The organism is Paractinoplanes abujensis (genome assembly GCF_014204895.1).
Classification (GTDB): domain Bacteria; phylum Actinomycetota; class Actinomycetes; order Mycobacteriales; family Micromonosporaceae; genus Actinoplanes; species Actinoplanes abujensis.
In genome coordinates this window covers 2,402,911-2,419,307 of sequence record NZ_JACHMF010000001.1, presented here as the reverse complement: position 1 = coordinate 2,419,307, position 16,397 = coordinate 2,402,911, and the positions used below count along the sequence as shown (strand labels likewise).

Genomic DNA, 16,397 nt, shown 5'->3' with positions numbered 1-16,397 from the left:
CCGTACAAGGGAAATAATGTGCTTTAGTCTTATAACGGACAGGATGAGATGAGGAGCCGCCGGTGGCGACGGTGATGGTCGTCGACGATGTCGCCGCGAACCGCGATATCGTCCGTTTGCTGCTCGGCTATCGCGGCCACGACGTGATCGAGGCCCACGACGGCGCCGACGCGCTGCGCCTGGCCCACGAGCACCACCCCGACGTCGTCGTCTCCGACGTGCTCATGCCCGGCATCGACGGTCTCGAACTCGTGCACCGGCTGCGGCACGACCCCGACGAGGTGGCCGCGCAAGCGCCCGTGATCTTCTACACGGCCAACTACCTCGAACCCGAGACCCGGCCCATCGCCGAGGCGTGCGGGGTCAGCCAGGTCGTGCTGCGCTCGCAGAGCCCCGACGAACTGCTCGACGCCGTCGACGCCGCCCTCGCCGAAGGCCCCGTCTCGATCGACGTGGTGCCCTCCGGGGACTTCGCCCAGGCCCACGTGCAGGCGGTCAACGCCAAGCTGATCGAGAAGGTGCGCGCGCTGCACCACACCGAGAAACGCTTCGAGGCGATGGCCGTGGCCTCACCGGTCGGCATCGCCCTGCTCGACGCGGACGGCGAGGCCGACTACATCAACCCGCGGCTGGCCGAGATCATGCACACGCCGATCGCGGCCCTGCTCGGCCGGGGCTGGCTGAACAGCCTCGACGCCGCCGACCGCCGATCCGCCCTCGACCTGCTGCGCGGCGGGGCGTCCGAGCGCCGGTTCACCCACTGCCTCGAACTGCCCGACGGCACGTCGCGCTACCTGCGCCTGCAACTGCGGCACATCCAGGACGACGAGGAGGCCGAACTGGCCGGCGGCGTCCTCATGGTGGACGACGTCTCCGACCTGGTGGCCGCCGAGGAACGTCTGCGCGACGAGAGCAAACGGCGGCAGGACGAGGCCCGGCGGCGCGACGCCGAACGGCTGGACAGCCTGCGCCGCATGGCCGGTGGGGCCGCGCACGACTTCAACAACATCCTCGGGGCGATCCTCGGCTACACCACCCTGGCCCTGGAATCCCTCGACGAAGCGGCGGACACCCTCCCGCCCGACCTGTCGGCTTCGCTGGCCGCCGACCTCGGGCAAGTGATCAAGGGCGGCGAACGGGCCAAGGCGCTGACCCAGCAGCTGCTGGCCTTCGGGCGGCGCGAAATCACCCAGCCGACCACGTTCGACCTCAACCGGCTGCTGCGCGACCTGGTCGGCCCGCTGCGCGACTCGGCCGGGACGGCTGCGGTGACCCTGCAGCCGGGACCGGGCCCGGCCGACGTGCGGGCCGACCCCCGGCAGATCAGCCAGGTGCTGGTCAACCTGGTCAGCAACAGCGCCGACGCGGGCGGCACGATCACCATCTCGACGGCGACCTCGCCTTCGGGGGACACAGTGGTCACGGTGCGCGACACCGGGCGCGGGATGCCGGCCGAGGTCCTGGAGCGCGCGTTCGAGCCGTTCTTCACGACCAAACGCTCGACCGGCACCGCGGGGCTGGGGTTGTCGACCGCGCACGGGATCGTCAGCCAGGCCGGCGGGCAGCTGACGCTGACCTCCGAGGAGGGCGCCGGCACGACGGCGACGATCACCCTTCCCGGCGTACGGGCGACGTCCGGCGTGGAGCCCGGCCCGGCCGCGGCCTCGGCTGCGCCGGCTGTTCCTCATGAGTCCGGCGTTCTCGCTGCGTCGGACGGTTCGCCGGCGCGCGCCGAGCCCGTGCCCGTCGCGCCGGTCCCACCGGTGGAGGGCGGGGGCGGCGGCGAGACGCTGCTGCTGGTCGACGACGAGGCCGACCTGCGCGAGGTCACCGCGCGGTTCCTCGGCGGAGCGGGCTACCGCGTGCTGTCGGCCGCCGACGCCGCCGAGGCGCTGAACCTGCTCGACCGGCACCACGACCCGATCGCCGCGATGATCACCGACGTGGTGATGCCCGGGATGAACGGCCGGCAGCTGGCCCGCGTGGCCAAACAGCGCCGGCCCGAGCTGCGGGTGGTCTTCGTGTCGGGCTTCGCCGAGGCCCTGATCGACGAGGCGGGCAACAACCTGGAACCGGACTCGATGATCGTGGCCAAGCCCTACACCCGCGACCAGTTGCTGGCCGGTGTCCAGTCGGTGCTGCGGCGGACCTGACTTGCAGGCTGCCGGTCATGCCGCCGGCCAAGATCGTTGATCAGCAGGGCCCGCCCTCCACCGGGGGCCCCCTCCTCGGACCATTTTATCGAGCCGGGCGGATCTTCGGGAGCGCCCTGTGGACAACCCGGAACTGTGGATGACGTCGCCGGTCGATTGACGGGCGCGGCCCTGGTCACGGCCGCGGTGCTGCTGGCCGCCGTCCCGGCGCCTCCGTGGCAGGTGCGGGCGCAGCCCGGCGCCGGCGACCCCTGCGGCGGCACGTGGGAGTGGGCGACCGGCCGGCTCGCGGGCGAACTCGGCAGCGCCGGCCCGACCCGGCTCGGCCAGCCGGGCCCCGGCAGCGGCGTAGGCGAGGGACGACCAGCCGGCGGACTGTATCCCGACAGCGGCGCGAGGAACGAGCCCGACGGGGCCGAGCGCGACGGCAGTGAGCTCTACGGGGCCGAGCGCGACGGCAGTGAGCTCTACGGGGCCGAGCGCGACGGCAGCGAGCTCTACGGGGCGAGCCGGACGGTAGCGAGCCGGACGGCAGCGAGCCCGACGGCAGCGAGCCCGACGGCAACGAGCCCGACGGGAACGAGCTGGGCAGCGGTACCGAGGCGTCGGAGCCCGGCGGTGACCGGGTCGTGGGCGAAGCCGGCAGCCATGCCGCGGCACCGTCCGAGCTGGACATCCTCGACGAGATCCGGTCCGGGGGCCCGCCGTCCACCTGCAGTGTCGCGGTCGTCTGCGGGGACGGGACGCCGGCGCCCGAACCGGTTGAGCCGAACTCGCCGTCCTTCCCCGGCCTGAAGGCCCCGGTTCCGTCGCGCCTGATCGTCGAGTTCGGCAACGACGACGTCGAACCCGAGTTCCGTACGGGCACGGACCGGTACCGGGCGGCTGTGGACCGCATCTCGGCGCAGCTGGGCGGGCCGGCCCACCCGCGGCTGAGCCTGCGCTGACAGGATCGGGGCATGGATCCGATCGCCGACGCGCGTGAGCTGGTGGCCGCGCGGTTTCCCGATGCCACGTGGGCCGTGCTGACCGGCAGTGTGCTCGGCCCGGCCCGTACGGCTGGGTCCGACCTCGACATCGTCGTGGTGCGGGACACCGATCCGGGCTTCCGGGAGAGTCTGCGGTTCCGGGGCTGGCCGATCGAGCTGTTCGTGCACACGCCCGCGCGGCTCGAACGCTTCCTGGCGAGCGAACTGGCCGCCCGCAAACCGACTTTGCACCGCATGGTCGCGACCGGTGTCCCGTTGACCGGGGACCCGGCGGAGGCCCGGCGAAGGTGCGCGAAGGTGCTCGCCGACGGCCCGGCGCCGCTCACGGAGGCCGAGCGGGACCGGCTCCGCTACGTCCTGACCGACTTGCTCGACGACTTCCGGCACGTCACCGACCCGGGCGAGCGGGCGGTGCTGGCGGCCGCCGTGTGGACGGAGACGGCACGGGCCCGGCTGCTGCTCGGCGGGGGCTGGGTCAGCCACGGCAAGTGGTTGCTGCGCGAACTGCGCGCCCACGATCCCGCGTTCGCCGAGCGGTGGCTCGCCGTCCGGGAGGACGCCGCTGACCTGGCCCGGGAGGTGCTGGGCGGTGCGGGTGGCCCGCTGTTCGAGGGTTACCGGGCGTGAGCTGTGGAGAGCAGGGGTCCGGTGCCGTTCATCGGGTTCGGGGGTTGGGACGACGTCGCCCATTCCAGGGAGTGCCGTGGCCCCACGGATCCTGCGCGGTGACCAGGGGACCGGCCCGGTACGAGTACCAGACGTTGTAGAGGAACGGCAGCGTGGCGGCGAGGACGAACGAGCCGATGGTGGAGACCGTGTTGAGCGTCGTGAAGCCGTCGCCGGGCAGGTAGTCGGCGTAGCGGCGGGGCCGCCGCCAGGAACGGGAAGGGTGACCTCCCTGCCCGGAGACGACCGTGACGCTACGCCGTTCGTCGCAAGACCACACCCGTCAGCGGGCGGGCGGCGTCCACGGGTCGGCGGGCAGGCAGGCCGGGCCGCGTTCGCCGTAGACGATCCGCCCGGACGGGTCGGTGTAGCAGTGCGGATAGTCGCCCGAGTAGCCGAACAGCGAGCGCCGGTCGATCTCGCGACCCGTACGGTCGTAGCTGACCAGCTCGGCGTTCGCGGCCACGTCGTCCGCGATCAAGCCGAACGCGCCCGCCTCGATCCGGGCCGTCGTCGTGTGCCCGTCGCCGTGCTCCAGCACGAGGCGGTCGACCCGGGCGCTCACCCGGCCCAGCGCCGACACCGAGCCACCGTCCTGCTCCGTCGAGGACAGGCTCAGCCGCTGCACCGGGCCGGGCAGCCAGTCGCGCTGCGGCCAGGCCTCACCGCCGACGGAGCTCGACCGGACCAGGCCGAACCGCACCGACATGTCACAGGCCATGTACCCGGTGCGGGTCAGGAACAGGACGACGATCCACTGGCCCCGCCGGGACGCGATGGTGACATCGGCCGCCGACACGGGAACGAAGGCAAGCGGCGGCAGTCCGTCGTCGCGCGGCTCCATCGCCTTGAGGCAACCCTGAACCGCGCGGCGCAGCGACGAGTCGAGCTCGCCGGCCCCCATGGCGAGGATCTGCGTGTCGTTGTCACGCGACAGCCCGAAGGCCACGGAGCCGGCCATCACGACGAGCACCGCCGCCGCCGCGACCAGCAGCCGGCGGCGTTGCCGGGGGCGCGGACCACGGGCTTCGGTCAGCAGCCGGGCGCGCATGCGGGCCGCCCGGTCCGGGGGCAGGTCACGTTCGGCGGGTGGCTGGATCAGGTCGTTCATCGCAGTTCCTCCGTACGGGTGGGGTCGAGCAGCTTGCTGAGACGGGCGCGGGCCCGGCTGACCCGGGAACGGACCGCGACCTCGGTGACGCCCAGGGCGGCGGCCGCCTCCGGATAGCCGATGCCGGACCACAGGCAGAGCGCCACGGCCTCCCGTTCGGCGCGGGGCAGCCGGCGCACGGCGTCCAGAACCCGGCCCATCGCGCGTTCGTCGTCGAGCCGGCCGGCCACGTCGTCGGCCGGGTCGGGGTGGTGCTCGGGCTGCACCCGCCCGAGCAGCGCGCGCACACGCCGGGCCGAACGCCCCTCGGTCCGCGCGCAGTTGCCCGCCACCACGAGCAGCCAGGGCAATGCCGTCCCGTACGTGAGGTCCACCGTGCCCCGTTTGCGCCAGGCGATCAGGAACGTGGTCTGGGTGATGTCCTCGGCGACACTCCACGAGCCGCAGAGCCGGAACGCATGGTTGTAGACCGCCCGCGAATGCCTGTCGAACAGCACGCCGAAGGCACCCTCCTCCCCGGCGGCCACCGCGGCCCAGAGGTCCCGATCGGTCGGCTCGGTCTGCATCGTCACACCCTGCTATGGCCACCCGGCCCGCACATGTTGCGGCGAATTCTGCCGGATCCGGGTGTCGTGATTCGCCGGTCGGTGGAGAGGCTGCACCTGACGTGCGCCGCCACGGGGCTCGAGCCGGGCCCGGCGGCCTTTGTCGATCAGGCGGCAGGCGGCGGGGGAGGGGTGGAACTCGTGCTCCGGTCAGATCAGGGGCGGCCCCGGCTGTAGTTGCGCCGAAGGTTAGGTTAGCCTCACCTGCATGAGTGGGGATGTGGCGCTCGCCGGGAGCGAGCTGACGCTGGCCTACGACGGGCGCACCGTCGTGCACGGCGCGGGCATCGAGCTGCGCGGCGGGCACGTCGTGGCGCTGGTCGGGCCGAACGGCTCGGGCAAGTCGACGCTGCTGCGCTCGCTCGCGCGCCTGCACGCGCCGCATTCGGGCCAGGTCACGCTGGACGGCGGGGGCGACGCCTTCGCGCTCAAGCCCAAGGACTTCGCCCGCCTGGTCACCCTGCTCACCCAGTCCCGTCCCACCCCGGGGGGCGTACGGGTGAAGGATGTCGTCGCCTACGGCCGCCACCCGTATCGGGGCCGCTTCGGCGCGGGCGACGCCGAGGGGCACGTCCACGTCGACAAGGCGATGCGGCTGACCGGGGTGGAGACGATGGCCGAACGCGCCGTCGACGAGCTGTCCGGCGGCGAGCTGCAGCGCGTCTGGCTGGCCACGTGCCTGGCCCAGGACACCGGCGTGGTGCTGCTCGACGAGCCCACCACCTTCCTCGACCTGCGCTACCAGGTCGAGATCCTCGACATCGTGCGCGAGCTCGCCGACGACCACCAGGTCGCGGTGGGCGTCGTGCTGCACGACCTCGACCAGGCCGCCGCGGTGGCCGACCGGGTCGTGCTCATGCACTCGGGCGTCGTGCGGGCCACCGGAACGCCCGCCGACGTGCTCACCGCGGACCTCCTCAGCGAGGTCTACGGCCTGCGGATCGAGGTGAGCGTCGGCGACGACGGTCACCTGCACACCCGCCTGATCGGCCGGCACACCAGCCGGCAACTCACCCCCTGAAAGGTCCTGCACAGATATGGTCATCACCCGCCGAGCCTTCGCCACCGGCACCGCGGCCGCCCTGACCGCGGTGCTGCTCGCGGCCTGCGGCACCACCGAGGAGCCGGCCGACGAGGCCGCCGCCGCCCCCGCCCCGTCGTCCGGCCCGGTCGAGCTCACCGACGAGCGCGGCACCGTCAAGCTCGACGCCCCCGCCAAGAACGTGGTCTCCCTCGAGTGGGGCCTGACCGAGAATCTGGTCGCGCTGGGCGTCAAGCCGGTCGGCCAGGCCGACGTCAAGGGTTACAACGCCTGGGACAAGAGCGCCCCGATCGACGCCTCCACCCCGGACGTCGGCACCCGCGGCGAGCCCAGCCTGGACGCGATCGCCGCGCTCAAGCCCGACCTCGTCGTCACCGTGACCGACCTGCCGGAGAACGTCATCGCGCAGATCGCCAAGACCGCCCCCGTGCTGGCCCTGCGCGGCTCGGACGGCAGCGACCCGATCGGCTACATGCGCAAGACCGTCACCACCCTGGCCCGGGCGACCGGCACCACGCCGCAGGGCGAGAAGCTGCTGGCCGACTTCGACGCCAAGGTCACCGCGGGCAAGGACGCCCTGGCCAAGGCGGGCAAGACCGGCGCGCCGTTCGTGATGACCGACGGCTGGGTCGAGTCGGGCAACGTCTCGCTGCGCATGTACACGCCGACCTCGTTCTTCGGCGGCATCGCCAAGGAGCTCGGCCTGACCAACCAGTGGCCCGACGGCGGCGACAAGGACTACGGCCTGGCCCAGAACGACGTGGAGGGCCTGACCAAGATCAAGGACGCTGGGACGACCTACATCTACGTGGCCAACGACGCCGACGGTGGCAACTTCACCGACAGCCTCAAGGACAACGCGGTCTGGAAGCAGCTGCCGTTCGTCAAGGCCGGCAACGTCAAGCGCATCCCCGACGGCATCTGGATGTTCGGCGGCCCGGCCTCGGCCAACGCCTACATCGACGCGCTCACGGCGGCGCTGACCGCATGAGTGCCGGCACGACCGCCCCGGCTCCCGTGACGCCGGCGCCCGTTCGCAGCGGTCCCAGGACGTACGGGATCGTCGCGGTCTTCGCCGTGGCGGTCGTGCTGCTGATCGTCCTGTCGGCGGTGCACCTCACGCAGGGCACCGCCGGCATCGGACTCGGCGAGCTGCTGCGCGCGCTGTGGCCCGGCGGCGAGCACGACGACGCCCGTACGCAGGCCGTCGCCGTGCTCGTGGACAGCCGCATGCCCCGCCTGTCCGCCGCCCTGCTGGTCGGCCTGGGCGTGGGCATCGCGGGCGCCGTGCTGCAGTCGGTGGCCCGCAACCCGCTCGCCTCGCCCGACACCCTGGCCGTCAACGCCGGCGCCTACGTCTCCGTGGTCGCCGTGGCCGCGTTCGGCATCTCGCTGCCCTTCCTGGCCGGCGGCACCGTCGCCTTCGCCGGTGGCCTGCTCGCCTCCGGCCTGGTGCTGCTCGTCTCCCGCGGCGGCGCGGCCGGCCCGACCCGGCTCGTGCTGGCCGGCTCGGCCGTGGCGCTCGCCCTCAACAGCCTGACCACCGTGCTGCTGATGCTGTTCCAGCAGAACACGATCGGCCTGTTCGCGTGGGGCAGCGGCACCACCGTCCAGAGCGGGAGCCAGAACGTCACGATGGCCGCGCCCGTGCTGGCCGTCGGCGTCGTCATCGCCGGGCTGCTGGCGAACCGCCTCGACGTGCTCGGCCTGGGCGACGACTCGGCCCGCGTCCTCGGCGTCGACGTCCGCCGCACCCGCGTGCTCGCGGTCGGCGTCGCCGTGCTCCTCTCCGCGACCGCCGTGACCGTGGCCGGCCCCATCGGCTTCGTCGGCCTCTGCGCGCCCGTCCTCGCCCGCCTGGTCGCCCGCAGAGTGCCCGGCCTCGGCGCGCACCTGCTGATGCTCCCGTTCGCGGGCCTCGCGGGCGCGCTCACCGTCGTGTCCGCCGACGTGCTGCTGCGGCTGGCCGTCCCGGCCGGCACGGCCATCTCGGTGCCCACCGGCGTCGTCACCACCCTGGCCGGGGCGGCCCTGCTCGTCTTGCTGGCCCGCCGGCTGCGCGACGGCGGCCCCGCGGCGGCGCCCGCGCGCGGCGGGCACGGCTCGGTCCGATCCCGTACGTGGGTGGTCGCGGTCAGCGTGATCATCGCGGTCGCGCTCGTCGCCGCCTTCGTGTCGGCGCTGCTGCTGGGCGACCGCCTGATCCTGCTGGGCGACGTGACGAACTGGCTCAGCGGCCACGCCGGCCGGCAGGTCTCGTTCGTCCTCGACCAGCGCTGGCCCCGCGTGCTGGCCGCCCTGCTCGGCGGGGCCGCGCTGGCCCTGGCCGGCATCATCGTGCAGGCCGTGTGCCGCAACCCCCTCGCCGAGCCCAGCCTGCTCGGCGTGACCCCCGGCGCCTCCGTCGGCGCCGTCGCGGTGGTGCTGCTCTTCCCCGGCGTGGGCGGCTGGCCCGTCATGGGCGTGGCCACCGTGTTCGCCCTCGGCACGTTCTTCCTGGTCTACCGCTTGGCCGCGGGGCGGGGCCTGTCGTCCGACCGCATCGTGCTCGTGGGCGTGGGTGTCAGCGCGGCCGCCACCGCCCTGACCACCCTGATCGTGGTCGTCGTCTCCCCGTGGAACGTGGGCACCGCACTGACCTGGCTGGCCGGATCCACGTACGGCCGGAGCCTGAGCCAGGTCGTCCCCGTGCTGCTGGTGCTGATCGTGGCGCTGCCGCTGACCCTGGCCGGCACCCGCACCCTGGACCTGGTCGCCCTGGACGAGGACGTGCCGCGGCTGCTGGGGGTGCCGCTCAACCGGGCGCGCCTGCTGCTGCTGGGGCTCGCGGCCGTGCTGACCGCGGCGGCGGCCACCGCGGTGGGAGCGCTGGCGTTCGTGGGGCTGGTCGCCCCGCATGCGGCGCGGGCCCTGGTGGGATCGGCCCACGCGCGGGCGGTGCCGGTGGCCGTGGGGCTGGGGGCGGTGCTGGTCTGCGTGGCCGACACCCTGGGGCGGACCGTGATCGCGCCCAGCCAGCTGGCCGCGGGGCTGGTCACCGCCCTGATCGGTGCACCGTATTTCGTCTGGCTGCTGTGGCGCAGCCGCGCCGCGTGAGCCGTCGGCGGCCGGCCGGACGCGGGGTTCTTCGCTGTCGTTCCTGCGCCCGGCGATGGGACTGCGTCGGCCCTGACGTCAACCGGCGACGGGTGCGGGCGCCGCACGCAACGTCCACGTGGAGCACTCGGCGTGCCATCGGGCGGGGACACCGGTGGTCTCGTCGACCCGGAAGCACAGGCGGGCCGTCGTCGCGGTGAACGGGTCGGTGCTGACCGGCCACGTGCCGGCGGGGTCGTAGACCGTGCGCATGGCCTCGTACAGGTTATGGGCCATCCTGGCGTAGCCGAAGTCGTTGGGGTGCAGGTCGTCGAAGAGGGCGAGCCCGCCGATCATCGACTGGTCGACCAGGTGCACGCGGGAGTCCTTGGCGGCCACCACGCCGGGGATCAGCGCGTCGTAGGCGGCGATCCGGGACCTGTCCGGCTCGTGGTGGGCCTGCACGATCTGCTGCACGAAGACGGCGGCGTCCGGGCGGGCGGCGCGGATCCGGTCGATCAGTGCGGACAGGCGGGCGGCCGTGGCGGCGGGGTCCCGGTGCTGGGCGATGTCGTTGGTGCCGGCGTGCAGCAGCACCACGTCGGGGCGATAGGTGGCCAGCCAGTCGTCGACGTGCGCGGCGAGCTGGTCGATGCGCCGCCCGGGGTGGCCCTCGTTGTCGCGGTCCGCGCCCGCGGGGCCGCCCCGCCGGGACCCGACGAAGTCCACGTCCAGGCCCGCGGTGGCCAGCCGGGTTCCCAGGTCGATGCGGTAGCCGCTGGTCGTAGGGGCGCCCGTGCGGTTGCCGATCCGGGAGTCGGCCGAGCCGCTGCCCCAGGTGATCGAGTCGCCGAGCGGCATGACCCTGAGCGGGGCGGTCGTCGGCGTGGCGGAGCCCGGAACGAGAACGGCGGGGACGACAGGGGCGGGCGCCGGGACGACAGGGGCGGGCGCCGGGACGGAGGAGGCGGACGCGGACCCGGTGGGGCCGCCGGCCAGCACCGCGGCGGCGAGAACGATGCCGCCGAGACGGGCAGCGATGCGAGGCGTCACGGACAACGGTTCGGCCGCCGCGGGTGCGCACCCGGTTGAGGTGCGGGTGCAACCCGGGTGCGGTCGGACCCCGGCCCGTACGCCTACAGTCGGTGCCGATGAACGACGTGTGGACCACCTCGCCCGCCGGCCGCGACGGACGCATCACGCTGACCCTGGTCGCCGGGCCGCCGCGGCCCCTGACCGCCTCGCTGACCGAGGCCGAACTGGCCGCCGCGGCCGGCATCCTGCGGACCACGGCCGATGCCGTGGGCCGGGGCGAGTTCAGCCGCGTGCAGCTCGGCCGGGGCTTCCGCGAGGCGATCGGCCGTGACCCGTTCCGCCAGGTGCGCCCCCGTACGGAGGACCGGTGGTGGCTCAACGTGGTGCACGTCTTCATCGGGCTGGCGTTCGCGTCGAGCGTCGACGCCGTCTGGCTGAAACTGGCCGGTTACGCCTTCGCGCTCGTCGCCCTCGGGTTGCTGCTGCACACCTGGCACCGGCGCCGCCGGGGCTGAGCACACGCCAGGTGGGACCGCTCTTGCTGTACTCCTATCGAAATGGTAGGCATGATGGGCGCGGTCAACCCCCACCGCCTGGACTGGAGCGACCATGAGGAAACTGATCCTCCTAGCCCTCGTCGGCCTCGGAGCGCAGCTCGTCGACGGCAGCCTCGGCATGGCGTACGGCGTCACGTCGACGACACTGCTGCTCGCCATCGGCACCAACCCGGCCGCCGCCTCGGCCACGGTGCACCTGGCCGAGATCGGGACCACGCTGGTCTCCGGCGTCTCGCACTGGAAGTTCGGCAACGTCGACTGGAAGGTCGTCCTCAAGATCGGTGTCCCGGGCGCCCTCGGCGCGTTCGCGGGGGCCACGTTCCTCTCCGGGCTCGACACCGAGGTCGCCGCGCCGCTGATGTCGGTCATCCTGCTGGCGCTCGGGCTGTACGTGTTCATCCGGTTCACCACGATGGGCCTGCCCAAGGGCCGCCTCGGCCTGCCGCTGCGCAAGCGGTTCCTGGCCCCGCTGGGCGTGGTCGCCGGCTTCGTCGACGCCACCGGGGGCGGCGGCTGGGGTCCCGTCGGCACGCCGGCGATCCTGGCCAGCGGCCGCCTCGAGCCGCGCAAGACGATCGGTTCCATCGACACCAGTGAGTTCCTGGTCGCGGTGGCGGCCAGCCTGGGCTTCCTGTTCGGGCTGGGCTCGGAGAACATCGACTTCGGGTGGGTGGCCGCGCTGCTCATCGGTGGCGTGATCGCCGCGCCGATCGCCGCCTGGCTGGTCCGGCACATCCCGCCGCGGGTGCTGGGCTCCGCGGTCGGCGGTGTCATCATCCTCACCAACACCCGCACGCTGCTGAAGTCGGACTGGATCGACGCCGGCGACACAACGCGGTACACGGTCTACGCGGTGATCTACGTCGTCTGGGCGGCCGCCCTGGCCTACTCGATCCGGGAGTACCGCCGCCACGCCGAGGAGGACCGCCGCATCATCGCCGAGGCCGAGGCCCGCGCGGAGAACCCCGGCCGCGACGAGCGGGAGCTCGACCCCGCCTGACCTTTCCGCCGCCCGGTGGCCGCGCCGATATCCGTCGGCGCGGCCACTGCTTTAGATTGGGCCGTCATGATGACCGAACTCGCCCGGCGCATCGCCGACGCGCTCAACGAAGCCATGGACCAGAAGGTCGCCACCGACTTCAACGTCGGTCACGTCGAGCGCGGCCTGGCCGACGGCGGCCCCGACGAGCCGATCATCGCGATGACCGTCGACGAGGTGGCCCGGATCGCCGCCCGCACCGCCCGGGACGTCGCGGAGGGCCGCTGAGCCTCGGGCCGGTTCGCGCTCGAGGCCCGGCCCACCCGAACGGTCCGGCGGGCCGGGATCAGCTGAACCGCCGGGCCGGCTCCCGGAACTCCGCGGCGGCCTGACGCGCCCCGTCCTGCAGGTCGAGCGCTGCCCGACGTGGGCGTGCAGGTCGGCGTCGAGCTGCGGGTACGGATCGAAACTGTCCGCCGTGCGAAGGTGTCACACCTTCCCGGCGCAGCGGGGGCAGCGCACCGGGCACGGGGTCGACGGCGCCGCCGCGGCCAGCCCGCTGTCGTGCAGGACGGTGGTGACGACCTGCTCGAAGCCCATCGAATCGGGCAGCACCCGCTCACCCCGTACGCGCAGCAGATCGTGCGGGTCGTACCACTCGCGCATCTGCTCGGCGGTGACCGGGATCGGCTCGGCCCGCCGACGGTGCCGCCGCACGGTCTCGTCGAACGACACCTCGAGGTGGAAGACCCGGCCGTCGTAGTCGTCGACCAGCCGCCGCAGCTCCTCGCCGTAGCGCCGGGAATGCAGGATCCCCTCCAGCACGACGTGATAGCCGGACCCGAGCGCGGCCCGCGCGATGCCGACGAGGAATCCGGGCGCCACGGCGTCGACCGCCCCGCTGTCGTGCTCGCGCAGCATCGTGCGCCGCACGTAGTCCTGCTCGATCAGCGCGCACCCGCGGCCGTAGCGGCGCCGGACCTCGCGCGCCGTCGTCGTCTTGCCGCTGCCGCTGTTGCCGCGGATCACCACGAGCGTCGGGGTCATGCCGGAAAGGTAGCGGCCCCGGCTAGGCTGTGCTGCGCGCGAGTGGTGTTGGGAGCGGGGACCTGCATGAACGACGAGTTGTTCAGCCCGACGATCCGGGATCAGGCGCCGCCGGCCAAGCGCCCGTGGCGGCCCGAGTCGATCGTCTACCCGGCGTTCTTCGGCGGGCCGCTCGCCGCCGCCACGCTGGGGGTGCTCAACGGGCGGCGGCTCGCCCTGCCGGTTCAGCAGTTGCTGCTCATCGCGGGCGCCGGGCTCGTCGGCTTCGCGGGGCGGGTGGTGGTGGCCCTGTCGGTCGACGGCACGTCAGCGATCCGGCTCGCCGGCACGATCGGCGGCATCGGAGTGTGGCTGGTCGTCCTGGCCTTCCAGCGCCGCGCCTTCCGGGTGGCCGTGCTGCGCGGCGTCGAGGCGAAAAGCCTGATCGTGCCCGGCCTGCTCGCCGCCGTCGGTCTCGGGTTGTCCGAGGCCATGATCCTGGCGGTGGTGCGATGACGCCGCCGGCCGGGGCGGTCGCGATGCCGCCGCCGGTGGGGACGCTGCGATGACGTCGCCGCAGCCGGTGCTGCACCGGGCGCAGGCCTTGCTGGCCACCGGCCGGGCCGAGCAGGCGCTGACCGAGCTGTCGGCGCTGCCCGCCAACGAGGTCACCGGCTCGATCGCGATGCAGCTGCGCTGCGCCGCCCTCAGCCAGCTCGACCGGTGGGCCGAAGTGGGCGAGGCGGCCCGGGCCGGGCTCGCGGCCAACGGGCCCGACCCCGACCTGCTGCTCTGGCTGGGCCGGGCCGAGCACGAGGCGGGGCGCGACGAGGCGGCCGAACGGGCCCTGCTCGACGGGCTGGCCCTGGCCCCGGACGACGCCGACCTGCTCTGCTCGTACGCGGACCTGTGCGTCGCCAACGGCCAGCTCGACAAGGCCGGCAAGCTGGTCGGCCTGGCCGCCGCGCAGGCGCCGCACGCCCCCGTGGTCTACGCGACGCGCATCCAGATCGCGCACGCCCGCGGCGACGACCGGGAGGCCCAGCGGATCAGCCGCGAGTTCGTCGGCGTGCACCCCGACAACCCGGTCGCGCACGCCCTGCTCGGCGGCACCAGCGCGGCCCGCGGGCACATCGACACCGCGTACGAGGGTTTCCGTCAGGCCGCCGCGGCCCGCCCCACCGAGCCGGTGTTCGCCGAGTCCGCACTGGAACTGCGCGTCGCCCGCCACCCGCTGATGCTGCCGCTGCGCCCGGTGCTGCGTTTCGGCGCCCTCAAGACGTGGCTCGTCGCGGTCGCGCTGATCCTGCTGCTGCGCGCGATCGGCCTGCCCGTGCTGGCCGGCGTGCTCGGCTTCACGTGGCTGCTGTTCTGCGTCTACTCGTGGGTCGTGCCGCCGCTGGTCCGCAAGTGGGTGCGGCGGGGCTGGAACTGAGCCGTGCCCTCGCTCGACGACTTCGCGACGTGGGCCGGCCTGGCCCGCCTGCTGACGGTGGGCAACCAGCAGACGCTGCTGGCCGACGGCGGCTTCGTGGCCGGCTCCGTCGCCGGGCGCACCTCCTCCTTCACCGGCCGGGTCGGTAACGGCTCCGCGGCCCACCATCAGGCCCAGGCCGAGGCGGTCGGATTGATCTCGGCCGCGCTGGCCGAGGCCGGGCGCGGCCACGTGGCGTTCGCATTGCGCGTCACCCCGGCCGGCCAGGCCACGCTCGACCTCTTCGACCACGGTCCGGCCGTGGAGCGGCTGCCGTCGGCCTACCCGGAGTCGATGATTCTGGTGGAAGGGGCTGTTCCGGAGCCGTGGCGCCGCGAGCCGGAGCCGACGCCGCACGCGACACCGGCCCCCACCGCGGACCCGGCCCGGCTGGAGCGCCTGCTGCGGGAACGGCTGCCCGGTGACACCGGAGCGACCGGCGAAGAACTCGCGGCCACCGAGGCCCGCCTCGGGGTCCCGCTCCCGGCCGAGCTGGCCACGCTGTACCGCGCGACCCGGGGCGGCGCGGACGACGACGAGCACGCCGGCGCGATCGGCTGCTACCTGCTGCCGCTCGACGAGCTGACCGTCGCCGACGCCCGGTGGCGCCGGCCGTCCTGGCGTTACGGCGCGGCCGAGGCGGTGCGGACACCTCCGCACGCCGTGGTGCAGGGCCTGCCCGGATCGCCCGGCTGGATCGTCTTCGCCTCCGACGGCGGCTCCGCCCGCTTCGCCGTCGACCTGACCCCCGGCCCGGCGGGCCACCTCGGCCAGATCATCGTGCTGGACGGCCCGGCGATCGGCGCCGACCTGGTCGCCGACTCCCTCACCGACATGGTCGAGCACGGCAGCCACCACTGGCGTCCCGGCCGCGCGGCCGAGTTCCCGGCCGTCGCCCGGATCAACGACGCCGGGTTCGCCACGGTCGAGGCGGCCGCCCACCCGGAGCTGGAGGTGCTGACCGTCGGGCGCCGGGACGGCGACCCGGTGCGCCTGGCCGCCGTGGCCGGCCTGCCCCGGCTGCGGACCGTGCAGGTCCAGCCGGGCCTGCTCGCCGACCCGCTCGAGGTCACCGGCCTCCCCGCCCTGGAGTACGTCGAGCTCGGCACCCGCGAGTGGCGGACCCTGCTGACGCGCGGCGCCGTACCGGACAGCCTCCTGGCGGCGGGGATCGCCGTCGAGCCCGGTGAACCGCCGGAGGACGTCGCGGCGCTCGCCAACGAGGTGCTCGCCCTCCGGGACCGCCCCCGGATCACCCGGACCACGATCCGGGGCGACCTGCTGTCGACCTGATCGGCCGGCCTCAGGTCAGCGGTGACCCGACCCGGTGCAGGGTGCCGTCGGGGTCGACGTAGGCGAACTCGCGCAGGCCCCACGGGGTGTCCTGCGGGTCGCCGAGGCGGCCCTCCACCTCGGAGCGCCACGAGGCGTGCACCGCGTCGGCGTCGGTGACGTACAGGTAGACCGAGGCCGCCGTGGTCAGCGGGTCGTGCCCGGCCCACTCGGTAAGGTGCAGCGAAACGGAGTCACGGTCGACGAAGCCGTAGCGCTGCGGCCCGTCGTAGGCGCGGGTGGCGAACCCGAGCCGGCGGTAACGGGCCAGGGCGGCGTCGAGGTCGCGGACGGGCACGATCGGGGCCACGGACTCGAACATGACCGGAGTGTAGTCAGGCGGAACGGGTCGG

At 73.8% G+C, this 16,397-nt stretch carries 18 protein-coding genes; 12 read left to right on the top strand and 6 right to left on the bottom strand.

Annotation, left to right across the window (positions count from 1 at the left end; genetic code table 11):
- Positions 1 to 62: 62 nt before the first annotated feature.
- The 3 genes from BKA14_RS10695 to BKA14_RS10685 all read left to right on the top strand — a co-directional run bounded on the left by BKA14_RS10695 (position 63) and on the right by BKA14_RS10685 (position 3,769).
- The gene (locus tag BKA14_RS10695; protein ID WP_239092360.1) at positions 63 to 2,153 is read left to right on the top strand and encodes a response regulator; all 2,091 of its coding nucleotides are present in this window, start codon (positions 63 to 65) and stop codon (positions 2,151 to 2,153) included.
- Between the two features lie 629 nt (positions 2,154 to 2,782).
- A complete protein-coding gene (locus BKA14_RS10690) occupies positions 2,783 to 3,100 on the top strand; it encodes a hypothetical protein (RefSeq protein ID WP_184950776.1) in 318 nt (105 codons plus the stop codon).
- A 12-nt stretch (positions 3,101 to 3,112) separates the two neighbouring features.
- Complete coding sequence (locus BKA14_RS10685) at positions 3,113 to 3,769, top strand: nucleotidyltransferase domain-containing protein (RefSeq protein WP_184950775.1); 657 nt, start codon at positions 3,113 to 3,115, stop codon at positions 3,767 to 3,769.
- A gap of 28 nt (positions 3,770 to 3,797) precedes the next feature.
- Here the strand turns inward: BKA14_RS10685 and BKA14_RS10680 are convergent, their stop codons facing one another.
- The 3 genes from BKA14_RS10680 to BKA14_RS10670 are packed head-to-tail and all read right to left on the bottom strand — an operon-like array spanning position 3,798 to position 5,485.
- Positions 3,798 to 4,088 (bottom strand): hypothetical protein, encoded by a 291-nt coding sequence (locus tag BKA14_RS10680; RefSeq protein ID WP_438861882.1) that lies wholly within the window; start codon positions 4,086 to 4,088, stop codon positions 3,798 to 3,800.
- Positions 4,089 to 4,091: 3 nt separating this feature from the next.
- Positions 4,092 to 4,919: a hypothetical protein gene (locus BKA14_RS10675; protein ID WP_184950774.1), complete on the bottom strand. Its 828-nt coding sequence runs from the start codon at positions 4,917 to 4,919 to the stop codon at positions 4,092 to 4,094.
- Positions 4,916 to 5,485 (bottom strand): RNA polymerase sigma factor, encoded by a 570-nt coding sequence (locus tag BKA14_RS10670; RefSeq protein ID WP_221477244.1) that lies wholly within the window; start codon positions 5,483 to 5,485, stop codon positions 4,916 to 4,918. The genes BKA14_RS10675 and BKA14_RS10670 overlap by 4 nt, the downstream gene beginning before the upstream one ends.
- A 247-nt stretch (positions 5,486 to 5,732) precedes the next feature.
- Here BKA14_RS10670 and BKA14_RS10665 point away from each other — a divergent pair, with 247 nt between their 5' ends.
- The 3 genes from BKA14_RS10665 to BKA14_RS10655 are packed head-to-tail and all read left to right on the top strand — an operon-like array spanning position 5,733 to position 9,662.
- A complete protein-coding gene (locus BKA14_RS10665) occupies positions 5,733 to 6,545 on the top strand; it encodes an ABC transporter ATP-binding protein (protein WP_184950772.1) in 813 nt (270 codons plus the stop codon).
- 16 nt (positions 6,546 to 6,561) lie between these two features.
- Complete coding sequence (locus BKA14_RS10660; RefSeq protein ID WP_184950771.1) at positions 6,562 to 7,557, top strand: ABC transporter substrate-binding protein; 996 nt, start codon at positions 6,562 to 6,564, stop codon at positions 7,555 to 7,557.
- Positions 7,554 to 9,662 carry an iron ABC transporter permease gene (locus BKA14_RS10655; protein WP_184950770.1) on the top strand — a complete coding sequence of 703 codons (2,109 nt, stop codon included), beginning with the start codon at positions 7,554 to 7,556 and terminating at the stop codon, positions 9,660 to 9,662. The genes BKA14_RS10660 and BKA14_RS10655 overlap by 4 nt, the downstream gene beginning before the upstream one ends.
- A gap of 78 nt (positions 9,663 to 9,740) precedes the next feature.
- Here BKA14_RS10655 and BKA14_RS10650 read toward each other — a convergent pair whose 3' ends face one another.
- A complete protein-coding gene (locus BKA14_RS10650; RefSeq protein ID WP_184950769.1) occupies positions 9,741 to 10,694 on the bottom strand; it encodes an SGNH/GDSL hydrolase family protein in 954 nt (317 codons plus the stop codon).
- 98 nt (positions 10,695 to 10,792) lie between these two features.
- On the opposite strand from BKA14_RS10650, the gene BKA14_RS10645 reads away from it, so the two are divergent.
- The 3 genes from BKA14_RS10645 to BKA14_RS10635 all read left to right on the top strand — a co-directional run bounded on the left by BKA14_RS10645 (position 10,793) and on the right by BKA14_RS10635 (position 12,500).
- Positions 10,793 to 11,191 (top strand): hypothetical protein, encoded by a 399-nt coding sequence (locus tag BKA14_RS10645; protein ID WP_184950768.1) that lies wholly within the window; start codon positions 10,793 to 10,795, stop codon positions 11,189 to 11,191.
- A 94-nt stretch (positions 11,192 to 11,285) separates the two neighbouring features.
- Entirely contained in the window at positions 11,286 to 12,233 is a 948-nt protein-coding gene (locus tag BKA14_RS10640; RefSeq protein WP_184950767.1) for a sulfite exporter TauE/SafE family protein, read from the top strand.
- Positions 12,234 to 12,299: 66 nt separating this feature from the next.
- A complete protein-coding gene (locus BKA14_RS10635; RefSeq protein ID WP_184950766.1) occupies positions 12,300 to 12,500 on the top strand; it encodes a hypothetical protein in 201 nt (66 codons plus the stop codon).
- Between the two features lie 201 nt (positions 12,501 to 12,701).
- Here BKA14_RS10635 and BKA14_RS10630 read toward each other — a convergent pair whose 3' ends face one another.
- Positions 12,702 to 13,259, bottom strand: a complete 558-nt coding sequence (locus tag BKA14_RS10630; protein ID WP_184950765.1) for an AAA family ATPase — start codon at positions 13,257 to 13,259, stop codon at positions 12,702 to 12,704.
- 66 nt (positions 13,260 to 13,325) lie between these two features.
- Between BKA14_RS10630 and BKA14_RS10625 the strand changes: the two genes are divergently transcribed.
- The 3 genes from BKA14_RS10625 to BKA14_RS10615 are packed head-to-tail and all read left to right on the top strand — an operon-like array spanning position 13,326 to position 16,005.
- Positions 13,326 to 13,754 (top strand): hypothetical protein, encoded by a 429-nt coding sequence (locus tag BKA14_RS10625; protein ID WP_184950764.1) that lies wholly within the window; start codon positions 13,326 to 13,328, stop codon positions 13,752 to 13,754.
- 49 nt (positions 13,755 to 13,803) lie between these two features.
- On the top strand, positions 13,804 to 14,673 hold the full coding sequence (locus BKA14_RS10620; protein ID WP_184950763.1) for a tetratricopeptide repeat protein: 870 nt from the start codon (positions 13,804 to 13,806) through the stop codon (positions 14,671 to 14,673).
- Positions 14,674 to 14,676: 3 nt separating this feature from the next.
- Positions 14,677 to 16,005 carry an SMI1/KNR4 family protein gene (locus BKA14_RS10615; protein ID WP_184950762.1) on the top strand — a complete coding sequence of 443 codons (1,329 nt, stop codon included), beginning with the start codon at positions 14,677 to 14,679 and terminating at the stop codon, positions 16,003 to 16,005.
- A 10-nt stretch (positions 16,006 to 16,015) separates the two neighbouring features.
- Here the strand turns inward: BKA14_RS10615 and BKA14_RS10610 are convergent, their stop codons facing one another.
- Positions 16,016 to 16,366 carry a bleomycin resistance protein gene (locus tag BKA14_RS10610; protein ID WP_184950761.1) on the bottom strand — a complete coding sequence of 117 codons (351 nt, stop codon included), beginning with the start codon at positions 16,364 to 16,366 and terminating at the stop codon, positions 16,016 to 16,018.
- Positions 16,367 to 16,397 lie beyond the last annotated feature (31 nt).